Source organism: Sphaerisporangium sp. NPDC051011, from assembly GCF_040653595.1.
Classification (GTDB): Bacteria; Actinomycetota; Actinomycetes; order Streptosporangiales; family Streptosporangiaceae; genus Sphaerisporangium.
Map to the genome: position 1 here is coordinate 84,650 of NZ_JBFAGG010000003.1, position 21,177 is coordinate 105,826.

Sequence of the window (21,177 nt, forward strand, 5' to 3'; positions counted from 1 at the left end):
GTCACTCCATCTTCAGCCGCCGCACCGGCGGGTCGATCAGGGCCACGCCGCCGCGCCCGCCGGCCGCCTCGGAGGCGTCCTCGGCGGCCGTCCCGCCGTCCCCCTCGGCGAAGCAGCGCAGCCAGTACGGTTTGGCCTGCCGGGGCGCGGGGACGGTGAGGCGCGCCGGGACCTCCAGGTCGGTCCAGTGGGAAAGGACGAGGCCGTCGTCGGCGGTCCTCGGCTGGATGTGGCCGGGCTTGAGCACCAGCGCGAGGCGGCGCAGCGTCACCGGCCGGTCCGCGGTGACCTCGACCACCACCGAGCGCTTCCAGCTCGGCCCCTTGTACGTCAGGTCGTAGCGGACCGGGATGTGGCCGGGCAGGGTGAGCCGCGCTGCCGGCCCGCGCACGCGCCTGCCGTCCACGACGGACGTGGCCGCCACCTCGATGGCGACCGCCTCGCTCTCGGGGACCTCGTACCGCACCCCGCCGCGTGCCCGGTAGGCGGCCGAGGTGACGATCGCCGGGTGCCCGTTCCTGCGCACCTCGACCTCGGTGACGTCCTGAGGCCACTCGAAGCCGACGAGGACCGCGCCGCCGCGGCGCTGCGCGGTGAGGCCGGTCGGCGGGGCGAGGTTGATGTGGTCGACGTGGCCGCCGATCGTCACCAGCTCGCCCGCCACGGTGACCGCGACCAGCACCTCCCGCCCGGCTCCCGGCCGGATGGCCTGCCCGTCGCGGGTGGGGAACGCCGGGATCGCCCGTCCGGCCGCGCGCAGCTCGGCCAGGGACAGGGTGGTGCCCACGGGCCACGGCGGAGGCACGTCCAGGGCGACGAACTCGACCGCGCCCTCCGGCGGCTCCTCGTACCGCACGAGGAAGGTGCCGGGGGCCGCCGGGTCGGCGCGCAGCGTGAAGCCGGTGACCGGACGGGGACGTCCCTGCGGGGTGACCGCGCGCCGCACGCCCGGGGTGACCGCCTCGCCGTCCGGCGCGGGGTAGACGGCGGAGACCACGTAGGTGTAGCTCGTGCCGTTGACGACGTCGCGGTCGCGCAAGCCGGTGTCCCCGGCCGGGACCACCCGTCCGTCGCGGGTGACGCGCACGCGCGCCGCCTCGGCGGGCAGCGTCCAGGTGCCCGAGACCACGCCGTCGCCGCCGCTGAACCTGACCTCGCCCGGCTCTGGCCGCACGATCAGCGTCGCCGCCGCCGCGGGCATCGCCACGGCCTCCTCACGGCGGGCCACGACCGAGTAGACGATCGGCACGTTCACCGGCGGCCGCTCGTCACGCACCGAGGGACGGTCCGTGGTGGTCAGCGGCGTGCCGTTCCTGAGGACGTCATAGACGACGCGCCCGGCGCGCGACGGCGAGGGCTGCCACACCAGCCCGACGCCCTCGCCCTGGACGCTCGCGCGCACGGCCCGCGCCGGGTGGGGGGCCAGCCGCACCAGCAGCTCGCTCGCGCCCGGCAGGTCGGGCACCCGCTGGAGGGCGTCGCGCAGCGCGATCCACGCGTCGTCGGGGTCCAGCGCGGCGCGGGCGCGGTCCCTGAGCCGGACGGCGCTCGCCAGCCGGGCCCTGACCTCGGTGGCGAGCTCGGCGGCCTCGCCGGTGAGCGCTCCCGCGTCCAGGGCCTCGGCGAAGTCGGCCGCCGCGTGGATCTCCCCGGCGTCGACCAGCTCGCGTAGCCGCGCCGCGGGCCCGCTCGCCGCGCCGCCGGCGCCGCCCTCGGCGCGCACCGCGAAGATCAGCCTGCGCGCGTCGCCGGCGGCCAGGTCCAGCTCGGTGGTGGCGTGCCGCAGCAGCGAGTCGTCGTACGGGTGCTCGCGCACGCGCTCCCGCAGGCGGGCCACGATGTCGTACCGGATCAGCAGCCCCGGGTCCGGCGAGTTGCGCAGCGCCGCGATCACCGTGTCGGCGCCGACCGTCCACGGCCCGCGGATGCGCGCGGCCCAGTGCCGCTCGGCCTCCTCGAGCGCGTCCTCCAGGCTCGGCGCGCCGGGGACCGCGAAACCGTCCAGCACCCGCATGTCCGCGCACCGGTCGCCGTACAGGAACCGGCCCAGATGGCTCAGCCCCAGCGTGTCCAGCGCCTCGCGGGCCCTGCCGTAGCCGGAGTAGGGGGGAGCCCCCGGCAGCGCGTCCGGCTCACGGACCTCGATCGAGCGCCGCGCCGCCAGCCGCACGGCCTCCTCCTGGCCGACGCCGCTGGAGCGGGCGATGGTGGCCAGCAGCTCGGGGGTGAGCATGCGCAGCGGGCCCGCCGCGTCGTCCAGCCGGGACCCGGTGTCGGCGAGCCTGCGCTCGGCCCTGCGCTCGGACTCGCCGAGGGCGTCGCGCAGCGGCCGCAGGTCGCCCTCGGCGGCCGCGGTGAAGATCGGCGCGAACCGCGCGTGGTCGGCCTCCAGCCGGTCGGCCAGCCGCTTGTACTTCAGCATGCCGCGCGCCCGCCGCCAGCACTGGCGCACCTGCTTGACGGTGGCCGTCACGTCGGCCGAGGTCATCGCCTCTTGTAGCTGGTAGCGGATCCGCAGGTCCTCGGGCGGGAGCCCGCCCGCCTCGCGCGCGGGCTCCAGCACCTCGCGGGTGTACCGCCGCTCGTCGAAGGCCATAGCCGCCCGGCTAGCTGACCTGGACGCGGGAAAGGGCGGCCCGTGACTCGGCGACGTCCTCCTCGGACATGCCGCCGATCTGGATGCGCAGCTCCAGCTCCTCGCCGGTCTCGCGCTCCCGGGCGGTCACCTGGAGCAGCCCGGAGGCGTCCAGGGCGAAGGTGACCTGGACCGGCAGGCCCGCGGGCTTCCCCGGCGGGATCCTCAGGACACCCTCGGCGATCAGGCCGTTGTCCTCCGGCTCCTCCGACTCGACCGCGCCGGCCTGCTCCATCACCTCGACGTCCACGCCGGTCTGGTCGTCGTCGATGGTGTAGAAGTCCTGCGTGACGGCGGCGGGCAGCGGGTCGTTGGCGTGCACGAGATGGGCCACGCCGCGGCGCCGGGTCTCCTTGTCGGTGACGATGATGCCGAAGGCGCGGGAAGCGACCGTCTTGATGGTGCGGCCCGCGATCCGCTCCTGCTGGTCGGCGGACAGGCCCGCGCGCGCCGCCATGTCCTCGGCCTGGTCGCGCCGCCCGGCGACCAGCAGCCGCCGGTAGGTCTCCTCGAAGGCGTACAGCGCCGCACCCTTGGCGACGGCGAGGTCCGGGTCCTGCAGGCGCGGGACGAGCTGGAACTCCTTCTGCAGCGTCTCGGCGACCGCCGGCATCTTGGTGGAGCCGCCGACCAGCACCAGGTGGTCGTAGGAGCGCACGCCCTTGGCCGCGGCCGTGTCGATCGTCCTGCGGGTGATCTCGATGGTGCGGTCGAGCAGGTCGCGGGTGAGGTCGACCAGGTCCTCGCGGGTCACCTCGACGGTGGCCACCCTGCCGTCGTGGACGACCCGCACGACGTGCTGGGTGCGCGTGGACAGCGTCTTCTTCAGGTCCTCGGCGTCCCGGCGCAGCTGCTGCTCGGACTGCTTGTCGAGCAGAGGGTCCCCGGCGTCGGGGTGCTCGGCCTGGAAGCGCCCGGCCAGGTGCTCGACGAGCCGGTCGTCCCAGTCGGCGCCGCCGAGCTCGTGGTCGCCGTCGGTGCAGACGACCTCGATGTCGCCGCCCTTGAGGGTGATCACCGTGGTGTCGAACGTGCCGCCGCCGAGGTCGTACACCAGGATCGTGTGGTCCTCGTCGGGGTTGAGCACGCCGTAGGTGATCGCCGCCGCGATGGGCTCGGACAGGATGTCGATGACGTTGAGCCCGGCGATGTGCCCGGCCTTCCTGGTCGCGTCGCGTTCGGCCGCGCCGAAGTAGGCGGGAACGGTGATGACGACGTCCTCGACGGTCTCGCCGGTGGCGGTCCTGGCGTCGTCGGCCAGCTTGCGCAGGATGAACGCCGAGATCTCCTCGGGTGTGTACGGGCGGTCGTGCCGGACACGCGGGACGTCCTGGCCCATGTCGCGCTTGATGCGGCTGACCACGAGGTCGGGTTCGAGGACGGCGCTGTCCTTGGCCGTGGCGCCCACCACGACGTTGTCGGGGGACTCGAAGAACACGACCGACGGGGTGGTGTCGGTGCCCTCCAGGTTGCGCAGCACCGTCGGACGTCCGACGTCGTCGACGTAGGCGATGCAGGAGTACGTCGTGCCCAGGTCGATCCCGTAAACAGCCATCGCCTACTCGCTCTCCCTTTCCGTACCGCTTCGCGGGTCCGGTTTCGTGCCGGGTCCGGTGGGTTCCTCGCCGGGGTCCGTGCCGCGCCGCTCTTCGCCGTTCGTGTCGTCGGTGCCGTCGTCGGTGCTGTCGGTGCTGTCGTCCGTGCCGCCGTCGCGGTCCTCGCCGCGCGCCGTCTCCTCTTTCCCGTCTGTGCCGTCCGGATCGCCATTCTCCCGGCTTTCCGGACCTCCGCGATCACCGGGGCCGTCCGAGTCGCCCTTACCGTCGGCGCTGTCCTGAACGTCCGGTTTCGCGGCCTCCGTCTCGCCCTCGGCGGCGGCCCTGCCGACGATCACGGACGCCTTGCGCAGCACGCGGTCGCCCGCCACGAAGCCGTCGGCAAGGACATCCACGACCGTGCCGTCCGCGCCGGCGTCCACCGGGCTCGTGCCCGACGGGCGGTGCAGGGCCGCGTCGTAGGGGTCGCCGGGACGGACGCTCACCCGCTCGGCGCCGGTGCGGCCGAGCACCTCGGCGACCTCGTCCGCCATCGCCGCGAGCAGCGGGCCGGCCAGCTCGGGGGAGGGCGGGTCGTCGGAGCGCCACCGGGCCGCCACGCGGGTCACCGTGTCGTGCAGCCGGTAGAGGGCGGTCCTCACCGGGGTCAGCACCTCCTGGACGATGCCGTGCCGGAGCTGCTGGTTCTCGGCGTGCAGCCGGTCGATGACCTGCTCCCTGTGGGCCGCCCGCTCGTGCTCGCGCCGCACCGTCTCGGTGAGCGCGGCGACCTGCCGGGTGAGCTCCTCGATCTGCCGCGCCACTTCCTTGCCCTCCGCGCCCTCCGCGTCCCCGCCCTTCTCTGCGGGGCCGGGGCCGGTGGGGTGATCGTCGCCTGACGTGGGAGAAGACGCCTTCTTGGACGGCACGCGCGGCTCTGGGGGAGACGCCATCTAACTCCTTGCAGAGGAAATACAGGAATTGCTGACGGCAGTTACTCTAGCCATCAATGCCGCCCCCTGGTAGGCATTCGCGTGTCCGTCAATGAGTCGTTTGTCGTGGTTGTCGGCACGCTGTCGAACGCCCTTCCGAGTCCTCCGGGCCGGTACGTATATCGGCTGTCGGCCGCCCCGGACCCGGTCTTTCGGCGAAGATCCGGAATCTCGGCGGCCCCATGCAACACAAATTCCCCGTTTACCGGGGAATAGCTCGCGAAACACGCGGCAATGCCAAAAGCACGCCTTCGCCCCTCTGGCCCGTCCCTCGCCCGTAGCCCCCGGCGGACCTCCGGTGCGACGACAGGCGGCCGGGGGAAGGGCCGTCCGGCAAGCTTCCGCGCGCCGTCCTCTGCCGCAAGTCAATTGGGATACCCATAATCGAGTCATGACATATCGGGTATTGATCATCGAGCACGAGGCCGAGGCCGGTCCGGGCTTCTTCGGGGAATGGCTCGCCGCCGCCGGGACGCGCCCCGAGGTCGTGCGGCCGTACCTCGGCGAGAAGGTGCCCGCCGAGGTGTCCGCGCACGGCCTGATGGTGCTCGGCGGCGCCGCGTCCGCATGGGACGACGACGGCCATCCCTGGCTGCCCGCCACCCGCGCCCTGATCAGGCACGCGGTCGCATCCTCCCTGCCCACCCTGGGCATCTGCCTCGGCGCCCAGCTCATGACCCTGGCCTGCGGCGGGCGCGTCGAGCGCGGGGCCGCGGGCCTGGAGGTCGGCCTGCGCCCGGTCACGCCCCTCCCCGCCGCCGCCGATGACCCGCTCCTGGCCGGCCTGCCCACCGCCCCGAGGGCCGTCCAGTACCACCAGGACGCGATGACCGTGCTCCCCACCGGCGCCGTCCCCCTGGCCACGGGCGACCCCTACCCCAACCAGGCGTACCGCCTCGGCGAGCGCGCGTGGGCCGTGCAGTTCCACCCCGAGGCGTCCCCCGCGATCTTCCACTCGTGGACGGCCCCCAACGTCGCCGAACTGGCCGGCGCCGGGTACGACCGGGCGCGCCTGGACGCCGAGGTGGCCGCCGCGGACGCCGAACTGCGCGCCACCTGGCGCCCGCTCGCCGAGGCGTTCGCCGCCGTCGTGGCGCGCACACCCCAGCCCCCGCCGCGCCACACCCCTGTCTTTTCTCCGTGACCACGCGATTACGTTGCGGAACCACTAACGACGGGCCGGTGAGCGACCGGCTACGTTGGGCTGTGTGAACGCCGAGTCACGCATACAGACGACCGCCGGGCGTCTGGCCCGCCTGGGCTTCGCGGACGGCGCACGGGCCGAGCGGCTGCTGGACGGGCTCGGCCCGGAGGCCGTCGGCGACCTCGACCTGCTCGCCGCCCTCGTCGGCACGGCGGACCCCGACCTCGCGCTCACCTCGCTCAACCGGCTGGCCGAGCGCGACCCGAGCGTGCTCGGCGCCATGCGGGCCGGCACGGGCCTGCGGGCCCGGCTCGTCGGCGTCCTCGGCCTGTCGGCGGCCCTCGGCGAGCACGTCGTGCGCCACCCCGGCCACTGGAAGCTGCTCGAAGGTGAGTCGGCCGTGCAGCGCATGCCCGCGCGCGAGATGCGCGCCGAGCTCCTGGAGGCCGTCGGCGCCGACCCCGGCGAGCCCGAGCCGGTGGCCCCCGTCGGCGCCGACCCCGTGCCCGCCATGTCCGCGCTGCGCGTCGCCTACCGCGGCAGGCTGCTGCAGCTCGCCGCGCGCGACGCCACGGGCACGGTGTCTCTGGCGCAGGTCACCGCCGAGCTGTCCGACCTCGCCGGCGCCGCCCTGGAGGCCGCGCTCGCCATCGCCAGGGCCGACGTCCCCGAGTCCGCCGACGCGCGGCTCGCGGTGATCGGCATGGGCAAATGCGGCGCCCGCGAGCTCAACTACATCAGCGACGTCGACGTCGTCTTCGTCGCCGAGCCCCGCGAAGGCGTGGACGAGACCAAGGCCCTCCAGGCGGCCACGCGGCTCGCCCAGGGCATGATGCGCGCCTGCTCCACCAGCACCCCCGAGGGCTCGCTGTGGGAGGTCGACGCCGCCCTGCGCCCCGAGGGCAAGGCCGGGCCCCTCGTCCGCACCCTGGCCAGCCACCTGACCTACTACCGCAGGTGGGCCAAGACCTGGGAGTTCCAGGCCCTGCTCAAGGCCCGCCCCGTCGCCGGCGATCTCGGCCTCGGCGAGGAGTACGTCGCCGGGGTCAACGAGATGGTCTGGCAGGCCGCCACCCGCGACCACTTCGTCGAGGACGTCCAGGCGATGCGCCGCAAGGTCGAGGCCAACGTCCGCGCCAGCGAGGCCGACCGGCAGATCAAGCTCGGCCCCGGCGGGCTGCGCGACATCGAGTTCGCCGTCCAGCTCCTCCAGCTCGTGCACGGCCGCTCCGACGGGCTGCTGCGCCGCCGCGCCACGCTGCCCGCGCTGAACGCCCTCTCCCGGGGCGGCTACGTCGGCAGGGACGACGCCAAGGCCCTCGCCGAGGCGTACACCTTCCTGCGCCAGGTCGAGCACCTGCTGCAACTGCACCGCCTGCGCCGCACGCACGTCGTCCCCCAGAACGTGACCGACCTGCGGCGCATCGGGCGCGGCCTCGGCATGACCGCCGACCCGGTCGGGGAGTTCACCACCCGCTGGAAGCGGCACGCCATGGAGGCCAGGCGGCTGCACGAGAAGCTGTTCTACCGGCCCCTGCTGCACGCCGTCGCCCGGCTCCCCGGAGACGAGGCGCGGCTGTCGGCCGCCGCCGCGTCCGCGCGCCTGTCCGCCCTCGGGTACACCGACCCCGACGGCGCGCTGCGGCACATCGCCGCGCTCACCAGCGGCGTCTCGCGCAGGGCCGCGATCCAGCGCACGCTGCTGCCCGTCATGCTCGGCTGGTTCGCCGACGCCCCCGACCCCGACGCAGGCCTGCTCGGGTTCCGCCAGGTCAGCGAGAGGCTCGGCAGGACCCCCTGGTACCTGCGGCTGCTGCGCGACGAGACCGCCGCCGCCGAGCGCATGGCCCGCCTGCTCGGCACCAGCCGGTACGCCACCGGGCTTTTGCTGCACGCCCCGGACGCGGTGGCCATGCTCGGCTCGGAGGCCGAGCTGGCGGCGCGTCCCAAGGAGGCGCTGGCCGGTGAGCTGGGCGCGTGCGTGCAGCGCCACGCCGAGGACGCCGAGAAGGCCGTCGACGCCGTCCGCGCGCTGCGCAGGCGCGAGCTGCTGCGCACGGCCGTCGCCGGGCTGGTCGGCCCCATCGACATCGAAGAGGTCGGCCAGGCGCTGTCGGAGCTCAACGACGTCACCATCCAGGCGGCCCTGGACGCGGCGATCCACAAGGTCTCGGGGGAGCGTGGCGGCCCGATGCCCACCCGCTTCACCGTCATCGCCATGGGACGCCTCGGCGGGTACGAGTGCTCCTACGGCAGCGACGCCGACGTCATGTTCGTGCACGCGCCGGTCGAGGGCGCGGAGGACAAGGAGGCCGCCGACGCCGCGTACGCGGTGGCCAACGAGCTGCGCCGCCTGCTGGCACGGCCAGCCCCCGACCCGCCGCTGCTGATCGACCCCGACCTGCGCCCCGAGGGCCGACAGGGCCCGCTGGTGCGCTCCCTGTCGTCCTACGCGGAGTACTACCGGCGGTGGTCCTCGCCGTGGGAGTCGCAGGCCCTGCTGCGCGCCCGGTACTCCGCCGGGGACGCCGAGCTGGGCGCCGCCTTCATGGACCTCATCGCGCCGCTGCGCTACCCGCCCGGCGGCATCGGCGAGGCCGCCCTGCGCGAGATCCGGCGGCTGAAGGCCCGCATGGAGGCCGAGCGGCTGCCGAGGGGCGCCGACCCGCTGATGCACACCAAGCTCGGCAGGGGCGGGCTGGCCGACGTCGAGTGGCCGGCGCAGCTCATCCAGCTCGGCCACGCCTACGCGGTGCCCGGGCTGCGCACCACGCGCACGCTGGAGGCCCTGCGCGCCGCCGTCGGGGCCGGGCTGCTGTCCGCCTCCGACGAGGAGGTCCTGGCCGAGGCGTGGCGGTTCGCCTCGCAGGTCCGCGACGCCATCATGCTCGTGCGCGGCCGCGCCGGCGACAGCATCCCCGCCGACGTGCGCGAGCGCATGCTCATCGCCCGGGCGCTCGGATACCCGCCGGACGGATCGGAGGACTTCGTCGAGGACTACCGCAGGACCACCCGCCGCGCCAGGCTCGTCTCCGAGCGCGTCTTCTACGGCGTCGCCTGACCTCCGCGCCTTGACCGACTCGGTACCTTTGTGGAGTCGAGTCGGCGAAGCGGCAGGAGACGGTTCGTGCCCATTTCGGAGTACCTCGCGGGTCTGCGCAGCCAGGTGGGGACCGCCCTGCTGCTCCTGCCCTCGGTCAACGCCTTCATCTTCGACGAGCAGGGTCGCCTGCTCCTCGCGCGGCACAGCGAGCAGGACGACGTGTGGTCCGCGCCCGGCGGCACCGTCGAACCCGACGAGGCGCCCCTGGACGCGGCGGTCCGCGAGACCAGGGAGGAGGTCGGCCTCGACGTCACCGTCCGCGGCCTCATCGGCGCCTACGGAGGGCCCCGGTTCCGCACGACCTACCCCAACGGCGACCAGGTGTCGCACGTCATCACGATCTACGGTTGCACGGCCGAGGGCGGCACCCCCGTGCCCGACGGCGTCGAGATCTCCGAGATCCGCTGGGTCACCGAGCCGGAGGCCGCGACACTGGCCTCGCCGTCCTGGCTGCCGGTGGTGCTGCCCGACTGCTTCGCCTGGTGGCGGGCCTCCCGCGAGACCTGGACCCCGGTCGCCTGACCCGCCCGCGGGCGGGCGATGGCCGGTGTGCCCGCTGCTTGATATGGTCCTCTCGGAGTAGCGATGGCCGACAAACGATACAGACGTCCTCTGGCGGAGCAACTCGACCACCTGTTTCGCACGGTGCGCCAGCCCGACGGCACCACCTACAGCTACGAACAGGCGGCCCGAGAGATCACGCGGCGCGGCACTCCGGTCTCCCACACCACGCTGTGGAAGCTGCGCACCGGCAGGACCGACGACCTGTCGGTGAGCCATCTGGTGGCCATCGCCGGCTTCTTCGGCGTCGAACCGGCCTACTTCTTCGACGACGCCTACGCCGAGCAGGTCAACGTGCGGCTCGAACTGCTGCCCGCCATGCGCGACGCCGGCGTCCGCAGGATCGCCATGCGCGCCGCCGGGCTGTCCCACTCCAGCATCGAGAACATCGCCGCCATGATCGCCCACCTGCGCACCCTCGAGGGCCTGCCCCCGGACTCTCCGGGGGCCGGAGCGCCCTCCGAGAAGTCCTCTGGCGAGGACACCTGAACCGCCTAGCGGAGCGAGGCCATGAACACCCGCCTATAGGGCGCTGCGAACCCGCCCTGCCGGAGGCGCGGCCACGGACGCCACGGACGCCATGGACGCGGAGAAACAGCTCTCCGACGTCGAGCGGCGGGCGGATGTCCAGCTCTCTGAGCAGGCGACGGCACTGTCTGCGCAGCACCCTCTCACTCAAGGAAACAGATTCCTTAGACTGCGACGCGGTAGTTCAACCCGAACGCCATGACGCGCGGTGTGAAGCGCGCCGAAATGAAATCGCCCGGCGGCCTTGTTCCCGCTTTCCCGGCGGTGTATCCGGCGGTCCTGGTCGTGTCATTCGGCGCGCACGGGCGGCACGTGGGCGACGCCGCCCTTGACGACGAGCCGCGGGCGGCGCAGCGCCTCGACGCCGGCCAGCGGGTCGCCGTCCACGACCAGCAGGTCGGCGCGCAGGCCGTCGGCGACGCGGCCCGTCTCGGCCCCGATGCCGAGGGCCTCGGCGGCGTCGGACGTCGCCATCTCGATGACGCGCGCGGGGGAGAAGCCCAGCTCCTCGTACAGGCCGAAGCTGCCCGGGAAGTCGTCGAACACCGAGCCGGGCAGCCCGGCGTCGGTGCCCATCACCATGCGGACGCCGCGGTCGCGCATCCACGGCAGGCGGCTCTGCAGCAGGGCGGCGCGCTCCTCGCCGATCCACCGGGCCATGGCCCGCCAGTTGGGCTGGTCGTCGGGCAGACGTGGACGCCCTCGGCGGCGATCAGCGCGGCGACGTCCTCGCGGGGGTCGTAGACGTCGCCGGTGAGCCACGTGCAGTGCTCGATCGTGTCGACGCCGGCCGCCGCGGCGGAGGCGATGCCCTCGGTGCCGTGCGCTGCCATGCTGCCACAGCGCCCCTCCCGCCGTCGGTCGAGGCGATATTCCGCTCGCCGATTTCCCCGGCCGTACAATCGGCGATCCGCGCACAACGGTGTATCACTTCAGGATTACAAATGGTCTTGCTCATCATCCTCTGTTGACGGCAAGTCGGACGTCGTGAAAGGCTTTCTGATGATGCGCATCCGGGGGCGCCGCCTTTTCGTCGCGTCCGCCGCCTGCCACGGGGTCCTGGCGGCAGATCCGGGCCGTGGCGGGCCCCCCGTGTTTCTCCGAATGAGGGCCACCTGCTCGCCACGCAACCAAGGGGGATCGCGCGCAGTGCTTCAGGAGCTTCCACGGCCATCGCGTACGAGACGACCGCGTTAGGGCAGCGATGTCACACGTCTTCCGCCTCCTCGGGCCGGTCGAGGCAGGGCCCTCGGGCAGAACCGTCAATCTGGGCGGACGCATGCGCCGCACGCTGCTGCTGTCGCTGCTGCTCAACATCAACCGGCCGGTCACCCTCGACTGGCTGTCGGAGGCGCTGTGGGAGGGCGAGCCCCCGCTGTCCGCCACCGCCAACCTGAGGACCTACGCCGGCGGGCTGCGCCGCGTCCTGACCACGGAGATGAAGGGCGTCGGCATCGTCGCCTCCGACCGGGCGTACCAGCTCGTCGCGTCCCCGGGCAAGCTCGACCTGACGAGCTTCGAGAAGTTCACCACCCAGGCGCGCACGGCGCTGGCCGAGCGGCGGCACGACGTCGCGGTCCAGCGGTTCGACGACGCGATGGCCCTGTGGCGCGGCCCGGCCGGCGACGGCCTCCCGTACGGCAAACCGCTCGCCGCGCGCCTCGCCGTCCTGCAGGAGCAGCGCCTCGCCGCCCTGGAGGACCGCGCGGAGGCGCGGCTCGTGCTCGGCCGGCACTCCGAGGTCGTTGCCGACCTGCGGCTGCTGGTCGGCGAGCAGCCGCTGCGCGAGCGGGCCTGGGCGCTGCTCATGCGCGCCCTCTACGGCTCGGGCGACGCGGCCGGGGCGCTCGGCGCGTACGCCGAGGCGCGCGACCACCTGGCGGTCCAGCTCGGCCTGGAACCGGGGGAGGAGCTGCGGCGCGTCCACCGGGCCGTCCTGCACCGCGACCCCGCGCTCGCGCCCGCGGTACGCCACCAGGCCCGGCTCGTCCCCGCCGCCTCCCCGGCGCCCCGGCAGCTCCCGCGCCCCGGCCTGCTCGTCGGCCGCGACCGGGAGGCCGAGTTCCTGGAGGGCGCGCTCACCTCACGGGGAACGGTGCCGCCGGTCGCCGTCGTCAGCGGGCCCGTCGGCGTGGGCAAGTCGGCGCTCGCCCTGCGGGTGGCGCATGCGATGGCCGGCCGCTTCCCCGACGGCCAGCTCTACGTCGACATGGCCGGCGCCTTCCACCAGGAGCGCGCGGTGACCGCGCCGCAGGCGGTGTCGTGGTTCCTGCGCGCGCTCGGCGACAGTGCCTCCGGGGACGAGCTGAGCCTCGGCGAGGCCAGCACGCGGCTGCGCTCGCTGACCTCGGGCCTGCGGGTGCTGTTCGTCGTCGACAACGTCATCGGGTCCGCGCAGGTCCGCCCGCTGCTGCCCTCGGGGCCCGGCTGCGCGGTGCTGGTCACCAGCCGGCGCGTTCTGCCGCTCGACCACGCCGAGCACCTCACGCTCGACGTCCTCGGCACCCAGGACGCCGTGGCCATGCTCGCCGGGCACGCGGGCCGGGACCGTGTGGACGCCGAACCGGACGCCGCCGCGCGGATCGCCCGCCTCTGCGAGCACCTCCCGCTGGCCCTGCGCGCGGCGGGGGTGCTGCTGGCCGCCCGGCCCGACTGGTCGCTGGAGCGGATGGCGGGCCAGCTCCCCCGGGGCATCTGCGAGCTGCTGGACCACTGGGACGAGCAGCGCATCCGCGACCGGTTGTGGGCGAGCTACGAGCTGTACCGCCAGAACGACCCCGAGGCAGCGCGCCTGCTGTGGATGATCTCGCATCAGCCGGGCTCCGAGGTGAGCGTCTCGCGGGCGGCGGAGCTGCTGTGCGCGCCGGGCCCGTGCGCCCAGCGGGCCCTCGACCGGCTCACCGACGAGCATCTGCTGCGGCGGCTGTCGCCCGACAGGTACGAGATGGTCGGCCTGCTGCGCATCCTCGCGCCCCGGGACTCGCCCTGACACCGGGCGCCGCTCCCGGGCCTCCCGGCACTCGGGACGGTGGAGCCGGCGCGACAAAAGGTGACATTTCCTCCGTCTCACGGAGACGGCCTTGTGGGGGAGGCCGCCCGGGGGTCGCACATCCTGGTGTACCGGGCGTGTAGCGGCCTCATCTACGTTTCGTTGCGATGCGTTCCGCCAAGACCGAGTCGAGGGCCTTTCGATGATGGCTTATGTGGCAGCGGGGTTCGGGTCCCTCGCCGGTGTCGTGTTCGGGGTCGCCCTGATCGGCAAGGTGCGCAACGGGGCCGCGTTCTCCTCGTTTCTCGAGACCGTGCGCCGGGCGCCCGTCCTGCCGCCCGGCTGGGCGCGCCGGACCGCGCTCGCGACCGTGGCCGCCGAGGCGACGCTGTCGGTGACGTCCCCGCTGGTCCTGCCCCGGATGCTCTTGGGGAAGACGCCCTACGTCCCCGGGCTTCCGGCGGTGTGGGTGCTGCTGGCCCTGCCGCTTCTCGTGGCCGGCGGCGCGGCGGCGCTGGCCCGCGTGAGGCGCCCCCGCCCGCGGTGGCCAGGCCGGCCGGCGTGCGCGGCGACCTGGCGCGTGCTGCGCAAGTTCGCGCTCGCGGCGATCGCCTCGGTCGGCGTGGTGAGCGGCATCGTGGCGCGGCCCGGCGATCCGGACCTGGCCGGCGGGGTGCTGGCGAGCCTGGCGGGCGCCGCGATCGCCTCGCTGTTCCTCCACTACGACGCCATCGCCGAGGTGTTCGGCCTGAACCGCGTCACGCGCTTCCCGGGCGAGCCGAAGTGATCGGCACCGGTGGGCTCTGGGGGCGTTTTCGCTGGTCGATGGGCATTTCCGCGTGTATCTCGCATATGCCCGCGTGTATATCGGCCGGTTCTAGGGTTGTCCGTGACGGCCGATCGGCGAGAACGACGTCGATGGGACGCCTGCGTGATCCTTGAGGCAGGTGCATCACGGGTGCGGCACCTGCGGTGGCGGCCGACGTGGCAGGCCGTCGCCGATTCCGGGTGAACGGTCCTCCTCATGGGGAGGCGGGTCGAGGTCCGCCGCCGTCTCCGCGGTTTCGCGGGGTGGCGGCGGGCGGCCGTCGGACGGCGGGCGCGCGTCCAGGGGACCGGCGCGCGCCACGCCGCCGTCCGGAGCGGGCAGGGCCCGGTCTCGCGCGAGGCCGGAGCGCGGCGTGACCGGAAGCGGTCTTGACGGACCTCCATGGCAACCGATCGCCCGGCGGCGACGTCAGTTGAGTGCGGCCCACCGTCGCGGAAGTGCATGTCCACGTGTCCACAGTCGCGGGTGAAATCCTTGAACTCTGTCTACATCGACCTGGCCGTCGGCCTGGTGATCGCGTTCCTGCTGTTCTCGCTGCTGGTCAGCGGCATCAACGAGGGCCTGGTGCGGCTGCTCGGCATCCGCGGCAAGTTCCTGTGGGCCTACCTGCGCGACACCCTCGACGGGCCCCGCGGAAAGGGTTCGTGGCTTCCCGGCACGGTGGCCGAGGTCTTCGCCCGGCTCCCGTTCAGCAAGGACGCCCGGCCCGTATTCAGCCCGCTACCCGCGCCGGTCGAGAGCACGGCCACCACCTGGTCGGGCCGGCTGTACGAGCGGCTGCGTGAGATCGACCACCGCAAGGACGGCAGGACCAGCATCGCCTCGATCCCGCCCGCGCGGTTCGGCGTCGCCATCATGGAGATCGTCACCGGCGAGGGCGGGGTGACCTCCCTGCTGGAGAAGCTCAAGGCCGACGGCAGCCCGCTGTACGGCCCGCTCAAGGGCGTGTGGGACGCCGCGCACGGCGACCTCGACGCGTTCCGCAAGGGCGTCGAGGAATGGTTCGACGGCGAGATGCGGCGCCTGACCATGCTGTACCGCCGCTACGTCAAGTGGGTCATCGCCGCGCTCGGCCTGGCGATCACGCTGCTGTTCAGCATGGACTCGCTGGAGTACGGCCGGGCGATCCTGACCGACAACGCCGTCCGCGCCCAGGTCGCGTCCATGGCGGACGGCGGCACGAGCGCGCTCGCGGGCCTGCGGGAGAAGTGCCCCGAGCACCCCACCGATCCCTACGCCTGCATCACCGAGGTGCTGTCGGCGCCGGCGTTCGTGAAGATCGTCGGGAACGCCCCGGTGTCGGTGAACATCCCCGACGGCGGGAGCCCGCGGTGGTCGTGGAACGGCGGGGAGTGGCTGCGCCGCCTCGGCAGTCCCGGCCACTGGCCCGGCTTCCTCGTCACGTTCGTGGCCGTGCTGTTCGGCGGGCCGTTCTGGTGGGACATCTTCCGGCGCCTGACCGGCATCCGCGCGCGGGCGGGGGAGACCGACAAGTGACCAGCGAGTGACCCGTACTCACCCGTCACATGCGGCGACAACCGGTGAATGCCGATATATGCGGAATAAAGTGTCACGCTTGGCGTTCGTGCGACTTCGCCACGTGTGCGATCCCCGGCCTCGCAGGGTAGGAGAGACGTATCTCATTGCTCGGGTGCTGGGGGGACCATGGGGCGCTTGGGGATACTCGGAACGACGGGCGCCGCGCTGGTGCCGCTGACCCTGGCCGCGCTCGCCGGATGCGCGGACCAGGAGGCCAAGGTGGTGGCGCAGCCGGCCAAGGCCGCCAAGCCGGTGGCCTCACAGGAGGCGCGCAAGGCCGCCGCAGCGAACGCCGCCAAGGTCAAGGCCAACGAACTGGGCCAGATACCGGTGCTCATGTACCACCGCATCGTCGCCAAGCCCGCTGGCACCGACGACCGCACCCCCGAGCAGTTCCGCACCGAACTCGAACGCCTGGCCAAGGACGGCTACGTCCCCATCACGGCCCGCGAGTACACCACCGGCCAGATCGGCATCCCTGCCGGACGCCACCCCGTCGTGCTGACCTTCGACGACTCCTCGCCCTCGCAACTCACCCTGGACGGCTCGGGGCAGCCCAAGCCCGACACCGCCGTCGGCATCCTCATGGACGTCGCGCGCAAGCACCCGGGCTTCCGGCCCGTCGCCACGTTCTACGTCATCAAGGACATGTTCGGCACGTTCGGGCCGGAGGCGCAGGCCCAGACGCTCGGCTGGCTGCGCGACAACCACTTCGACGTCGGCAACCACACCCGCGACCACCTCAACCTGCGCGGCAAGCCGCAGGACCAGGTCGTCGGCCAGGTCGCCGCGGGCCACAAGCTGATCACCTCGCTGATCAAGGACGCCCCGGCGACGCTCGCGCTGCCGTACGGCAACCAGCCGAGCACCAAGGACTGGGCGATCCGCGGCGACTCCGCCGACGTGCACTACCGGTACACCGGCGTCTTCCTCGCGGGCTACACCCCGGCCGCCTCGCCGTTCAGCAAGGACTTCGACCCGCTCGGCATCCCGCGCATCCGCGCCATGGACAAGGTGGGCGACTGCGCCCGCTTCTGCTCGACGGCGTGGCTGGACTGGCTGAACGCGCATCCGGAGGACCGCTACACCTCCGACGGCGACATCCGCACGGTCGCGTACCCGAAGTTCAAGGCGCCGTACGTCGCCCAGCGCTTCACCAAGTACACGCTGCCGTACTGACCACCACTCTCGCTCCCGGCGCCACGCCCGGCGCCCCTCTGCGCGTGCCCGCTTCGCCCTTGCGACGGTCGGTGGACCGCGGACACCACTTCGTGTATCGGTAACGTCTCCGACCAGAACGTGACGGTCACCTCGCCCTGCTGAGCGGGCCGCCCGGACCGCCGGCCTCGTGGCGGAAGGGGCGGCGCCGTCGCGGGGGCCTAGCGGAAGCGGCGCAGGCGCAGGCTGTTGGCGACCACGAAGGCGCTGCTGAGGGCCATCGTGGCGCCGGCGAGCATCGGGTTGAGCAGGCCGAGGGCGGCCAGAGGCAGGGCGGCCACGTTGTAGGCGAAGGCCCAGAACAGGTTGGACCTGATCGTCGCCAGCGTGCGGCGCGACAGCCGAATCGCGTCCGCCGCCACCCGCAGGTCCCCCCGGACCAGCGTGAGGTCGGAGGCCTCGATGGCGGCGTCGGTGCCGGTGCCCATCGCCAGGCCCAGGTCGGCCCGGGCCAGCGCGGCGGCGTCGTTGACCCCGTCGCCCACCATCGCCACGACCCTGCCCTCCGCCTGGAGCCGCTCGACCACCTCCACCTTGCCGGCGGGCAGGACCTCGGCGACGACCTCGGTGATGCCGACCTCGGCCGCGACGGACTCGGCCACCGCGCGGGCGTCGCCGGTCAGCAGGACCGGGGTCAGGCCGAGGGCGCGCAGCCGCCGGACGGCCTCCGCGCTGGTGGGCTTGACGGTGTCGGAGACCACCAGGACCGCGCGTGCCTCGCCGTCCCAGCCGACCACCACCGCCGTACGGCCGTAGGCGTGCGCGTCCCGCAGCGCCTCCTCCAGGCCTGAGGGGAGGTGGTGCGCCGACTCGGCCAGCAGGCGCGGGCGGCCGACGAGCACCGCGTGCCCGTCCACGATGCCCCGCACGCCGAGGCCCTCGACGTTGGCGAAGTCCTCGGGCACGGGGAGCTCCCTGGCCCGCTCACGCGCCCCCCGGACGACGGCCTGGGCGATCGGGTGCTCGGAGGCGTCCTCCAGCGCGCCCGCGAGCCGAAGCACCTCGGTCTCGTCCAGGCCGTCGGCGAGGTGGACGGCGGTCAGCGTCATGCGGCCCTCGGTGACCGTGCCGGTCTTGTCCAGGACGACCGTGTCGACGCCTCGGGTGGACTCCAGCACCTCGGGGCCCTTGATCAGGATGCCGAGCTGCGCGCCCCTGCCGGTGCCGACCAGCAGCGCCGTCGGGGTGGCCAGGCCAAGGGCGCACGGGCAGGCGATGATGAGGACCGCGACGGCGGCGGTGAAGGCCGCAGCCGGTCCGCCGCCGGTGCCGAGCCAGAAGCCCAGCGTGCCCACGGCGAGCGCGATGACCACCGGTACGAACACGCCCGAGACGCGGTCGGCCAGCCGCTGGACCCGCGCCTTGCCGTTCTGCGCCTCCTCCACGAGGCGGGCCATCTGGGCGAGCCGCGTGCCGGCGCCGACCCGGGTGGCGCGGACGACGAGCCTGCCGCCCGCGTTCACGGTGGCGCCCGTCACGGCGTCGCCGGGCCGCACCTCCACGGGCACGGACTCGCCGGTCAGCATGGACGCGTCGACGGCCGACGCGCCCTCCTCGACCACGCCGTCGGTGGCGATCTTCTCGCCCGGCCGGACCACGAACCGGTCGCCCACCGCCAGCCGGTCGCTGGGGACGCGCGTCTCGACGCCGTCGCGCAGCACCGCGACGTCCTTCGCCCCGAGCTCCAGCAGGGTGCGCAGCGCGGCGCCGGCGCGGCGCTTGGAGCGGGCCTCGAAGTACCGCCCGGCCAGGATGAACACGGTCACCCCGGCCGCGACCTCCAGGTAGATGTCGCCCGAGCCGTCCGTGCGCTCGATGGTGAACGCGAACGGGTGCGTCATGCCCGGCACGCCCGCGTCGCCGAGGAACAGCGCCCACACCGACCAGCCGAACGCGGCCAGGGTGCCGACCGAGATCAGTGTGTCCATCGTCGCGGCGCCGTGACGCAGGTTCGTCCAGGCCGCCCGGTGGAACGGCCACCCGGCGTAGACCACGACCGGCGCGGCCAGCACCAGCGACAGCCACTGCCAGTTGGTGAACTGCAGCGAAGGGACCATCGCCATCGCGATCACCGGCACGGCCAGCGCGACGGCCGTGACCAGGCGGTCGCGGAGCGGCCGGAGCTCGTCGCGCGCCTCCGGCCCGCCCTCACCAACCTCGGCCGCGGGCGGTTCGGGCAGCGTGGCGGTGTACCCGGCCTTCTCGACCTCGGCGATGAGCCGCTCGGCGTCCACGCCTTCGGGGAAGGTGACCTTGGCCTTCTCGGTCGCGTAGTTGACGGCCGCGCTCACGCCGTCGATCTTGTTGAGCCTACGTTCGATCCGGTTGGCGCAGGAGGCGCAGGTCATGCCGCCGATCGAGAGCTCGACCGCGTTGCGCCGGTCGCCGGCGACGCGGGGGGCCCGGGACGCGGGGGACGCGGGGGACATTTCCTTCTCCTTTCTCTCGCTCAGTGGGCGTGGTCGCCGTGCCCGCCGGGCATGGCCTCGGGGCCGGTGGCGTGGGTGGCGGTCAAAGTGAAGGCCGCGGTGCGGACCTCGCCGCCGTGCCGGAAGTCCAGAAACAGGCGGTAGTCGCCGGCACTCGGCACCTCGGCCTGGAAGGCGATCTCGGGGCCGGGCCGGGTGGAGCCGTCGCCGGGCGTGCCCTCGGGGTGGACGTGCAGGTACGCCAGGTCTCCGGCGCGCAGCGCGACCAGGTGACCGTAGGCGCCGAGGTACGGCTGCAGGTCGGTGACCGGACGCCCGTCCTTGGCGACGGTGAGCGCGAGCCCGCTCGCCCGGCCGGGGACCAGATCGCCGGCGAGGGCGACGGTGTACCCGCCGACGGTCGCCGTACGGCCGGTCCGCGGGAGCGGCTCCGGGGTGTAGGGGCCCCGGACGAGCAGGTCGGTCCCCAGGGTCAGCGCGTCGCCGCCGGCGGGGGCGAAGTCGGCGAGGACGCGGTAGGCGCCCGCCGCCGGGAGGGTGAGCCGGACCGACCAGACGCCGCCTTCCGTGAGGACGGGGTGGACATGCTGGAAGTGGCCGAGGTCGCGCGAGACGACGATGAGGTGCAGCTTCTTGTCGTGCCGGACCTCGTAGCCGGTGACCGGCCCGCCGCCGGGGCCCGTCACCGTGAACCGGTAGTCGGTGGGCGTGCCGGGCTCGACGGCCGTGGTCAGCGGGGTGAGCGTGTAGCCGTTCGCGGACACCTGCAACCCTCCGGGGGTATCACCCGCCGGCTGTGCGGCGCCTTCCGTCTGCGCCGGGCGCTGCGGCGAGCCGTGACCCGCCTCCTGCGGGGAGGCGTGACCTGGGGCGGGGGAGGTGTGGCCTGGCGGGGTGGTGTGGGCGTCGTTCGGAGGGGCTGCGACGGGCCCTGCGGCTCGGCCCGCGCCCAGGGCGCCGCCGAAGACGACGGCGAGCCCCAGCACGTAGGCGCCCAGCTTGGCGGCGGCGTTCACGACCCCTCCGCCAGGCGGTATCCGGCGGTCTCGACCGCGGCGGCGACCCGGGCGCGGTCCACGGGGCCGTCACCGGTGACGGTCAGCAGTCCGGTGGCCAGGTCCACCTCGACGCCGCCGACCCCGGCGACCTCGCCGACCTCCTCCTTCACCGAGCTCACGCAGTGGCCGCAGGTCATGCCCTCGACGGTGTAGGTGGCGGTGTTCATCTCGATCTCCTCAGAAGCGGTTCCGTGGACGGGTCGTCCACTGCCAGAGGAGTACCCCAGGGGGGTATCTCACATGCATGGAACCGTAATATACCCCCAGGGGGTTGGTCAAAGGGAAAATATGCTCCCAGGCCCGGCGACGGGTGCGTTGAAGATCGTGATGGTCGTGCGGCGGGGGACGGGCGGGGCCGTCGCCGGGCGCGTCAGTGCAGGTTGAGCGCCATGAGGATGAACAGGCCGATGAAGTGGGCCAGCACGACGAAGGCGATCAGGAAGATGAACACGAACTTGGCCGGGCCGTGCTCGAAATGCCGTCCCTCGCGCAGCGGCGGGAGCTGGGCGCGCCGCTCGGCGAGCCGTTCCTCGATGGGCTTGCGACCGAACACCGCGCCGTCCTTCGGGTCCTGAGGCTTCGAATTCCCCCTAAGGGTATAGGGCGATGCCAGAGGT

The 21,177-nt window shown here is 73.5% G+C and carries 17 protein-coding genes; 8 read left to right on the plus strand and 9 right to left on the minus strand.

Annotated elements, in window-relative coordinates; translation table 11 throughout:
* Position 1 precedes the first annotated feature (1 nt).
* The 3 genes from AB0H21_RS07670 to grpE are packed head-to-tail and all read right to left on the minus strand — an operon-like array spanning position 2 to position 5,123.
* Positions 2 to 2,596 carry a hypothetical protein gene (locus AB0H21_RS07670; RefSeq protein WP_358513183.1) on the minus strand — a complete coding sequence of 865 codons (2,595 nt, stop codon included), beginning with the start codon at positions 2,594 to 2,596 and terminating at the stop codon, positions 2 to 4.
* A gap of 10 nt (positions 2,597 to 2,606) precedes the next feature.
* On the minus strand, positions 2,607 to 4,190 hold the full coding sequence (locus AB0H21_RS07675; protein WP_358513185.1) for an Hsp70 family protein: 1,584 nt from the start codon (positions 4,188 to 4,190) through the stop codon (positions 2,607 to 2,609).
* A 3-nt stretch (positions 4,191 to 4,193) separates the two neighbouring features.
* Positions 4,194 to 5,123 (minus strand): nucleotide exchange factor GrpE, encoded by a 930-nt coding sequence (grpE, locus tag AB0H21_RS07680; protein WP_358513187.1) that lies wholly within the window; start codon positions 5,121 to 5,123, stop codon positions 4,194 to 4,196.
* Between the two features lie 430 nt (positions 5,124 to 5,553).
* Here grpE and AB0H21_RS07685 point away from each other — a divergent pair, with 430 nt between their 5' ends.
* The 4 genes from AB0H21_RS07685 to AB0H21_RS07700 all read left to right on the plus strand — a co-directional run bounded on the left by AB0H21_RS07685 (position 5,554) and on the right by AB0H21_RS07700 (position 10,459).
* Positions 5,554 to 6,306 carry a type 1 glutamine amidotransferase gene (locus AB0H21_RS07685; protein ID WP_358513189.1) on the plus strand — a complete coding sequence of 251 codons (753 nt, stop codon included), beginning with the start codon at positions 5,554 to 5,556 and terminating at the stop codon, positions 6,304 to 6,306.
* A gap of 64 nt (positions 6,307 to 6,370) precedes the next feature.
* Positions 6,371 to 9,367 carry a bifunctional [glutamine synthetase] adenylyltransferase/[glutamine synthetase]-adenylyl-L-tyrosine phosphorylase gene (locus AB0H21_RS07690; protein ID WP_358513191.1) on the plus strand — a complete coding sequence of 999 codons (2,997 nt, stop codon included), beginning with the start codon at positions 6,371 to 6,373 and terminating at the stop codon, positions 9,365 to 9,367.
* Between the two features lie 66 nt (positions 9,368 to 9,433).
* Positions 9,434 to 9,931 carry an NUDIX domain-containing protein gene (locus tag AB0H21_RS07695; protein ID WP_358513193.1) on the plus strand — a complete coding sequence of 166 codons (498 nt, stop codon included), beginning with the start codon at positions 9,434 to 9,436 and terminating at the stop codon, positions 9,929 to 9,931.
* Between the two features lie 63 nt (positions 9,932 to 9,994).
* A complete protein-coding gene (locus tag AB0H21_RS07700; protein WP_358513195.1) occupies positions 9,995 to 10,459 on the plus strand; it encodes an XRE family transcriptional regulator in 465 nt (154 codons plus the stop codon).
* Between the two features lie 327 nt (positions 10,460 to 10,786).
* Here the strand turns inward: AB0H21_RS07700 and AB0H21_RS07705 are convergent, their stop codons facing one another.
* The gene (locus tag AB0H21_RS07705) at positions 10,787 to 11,158 is read right to left on the minus strand and encodes an amidohydrolase family protein (RefSeq protein ID WP_358513197.1); all 372 of its coding nucleotides are present in this window, start codon (positions 11,156 to 11,158) and stop codon (positions 10,787 to 10,789) included.
* Positions 11,074 to 11,331, minus strand: coding sequence for a hypothetical protein (locus AB0H21_RS07710; protein ID WP_358513199.1), 258 nt, complete (start codon positions 11,329 to 11,331; stop codon positions 11,074 to 11,076). Before AB0H21_RS07710 ends, AB0H21_RS07705 begins: the two co-directional genes overlap by 85 nt.
* Before the next feature lie 446 nt (positions 11,332 to 11,777).
* Between AB0H21_RS07710 and AB0H21_RS07715 the strand changes: the two genes are divergently transcribed.
* From AB0H21_RS07715 to AB0H21_RS07730, 4 genes are all read left to right on the plus strand, one after another.
* Complete coding sequence (locus tag AB0H21_RS07715) at positions 11,778 to 13,487, plus strand: BTAD domain-containing putative transcriptional regulator (protein WP_358513201.1); 1,710 nt, start codon at positions 11,778 to 11,780, stop codon at positions 13,485 to 13,487.
* Positions 13,488 to 13,701: 214 nt separating this feature from the next.
* Positions 13,702 to 14,274: a hypothetical protein gene (locus AB0H21_RS07720; protein ID WP_358513203.1), complete on the plus strand. Its 573-nt coding sequence runs from the start codon at positions 13,702 to 13,704 to the stop codon at positions 14,272 to 14,274.
* Positions 14,275 to 14,781: 507 nt separating this feature from the next.
* Positions 14,782 to 15,813 carry a hypothetical protein gene (locus AB0H21_RS07725; RefSeq protein WP_358513205.1) on the plus strand — a complete coding sequence of 344 codons (1,032 nt, stop codon included), beginning with the start codon at positions 14,782 to 14,784 and terminating at the stop codon, positions 15,811 to 15,813.
* A 168-nt stretch (positions 15,814 to 15,981) separates the two neighbouring features.
* Positions 15,982 to 17,034 carry a polysaccharide deacetylase family protein gene (locus tag AB0H21_RS07730; RefSeq protein ID WP_358513207.1) on the plus strand — a complete coding sequence of 351 codons (1,053 nt, stop codon included), beginning with the start codon at positions 15,982 to 15,984 and terminating at the stop codon, positions 17,032 to 17,034.
* A 200-nt stretch (positions 17,035 to 17,234) separates the two neighbouring features.
* On the opposite strand, the gene AB0H21_RS07735 is transcribed toward AB0H21_RS07730, so the two are convergent.
* The 4 genes from AB0H21_RS07735 to AB0H21_RS07750 form a co-directional block, all read right to left on the minus strand.
* Positions 17,235 to 19,502, minus strand: coding sequence for a heavy metal translocating P-type ATPase (locus AB0H21_RS07735; RefSeq protein ID WP_358513209.1), 2,268 nt, complete (start codon positions 19,500 to 19,502; stop codon positions 17,235 to 17,237).
* Positions 19,503 to 19,522: 20 nt separating this feature from the next.
* Entirely contained in the window at positions 19,523 to 20,518 is a 996-nt protein-coding gene (locus AB0H21_RS07740; protein ID WP_358513211.1) for a hypothetical protein, read from the minus strand.
* The gene (locus tag AB0H21_RS07745; protein ID WP_358513213.1) at positions 20,515 to 20,727 is read right to left on the minus strand and encodes a heavy-metal-associated domain-containing protein; all 213 of its coding nucleotides are present in this window, start codon (positions 20,725 to 20,727) and stop codon (positions 20,515 to 20,517) included. Before AB0H21_RS07745 ends, AB0H21_RS07740 begins: the two co-directional genes overlap by 4 nt.
* A gap of 203 nt (positions 20,728 to 20,930) precedes the next feature.
* On the minus strand, positions 20,931 to 21,113 hold the full coding sequence (locus AB0H21_RS07750) for a hypothetical protein (protein WP_358513215.1): 183 nt from the start codon (positions 21,111 to 21,113) through the stop codon (positions 20,931 to 20,933).
* Positions 21,114 to 21,177 lie beyond the last annotated feature (64 nt).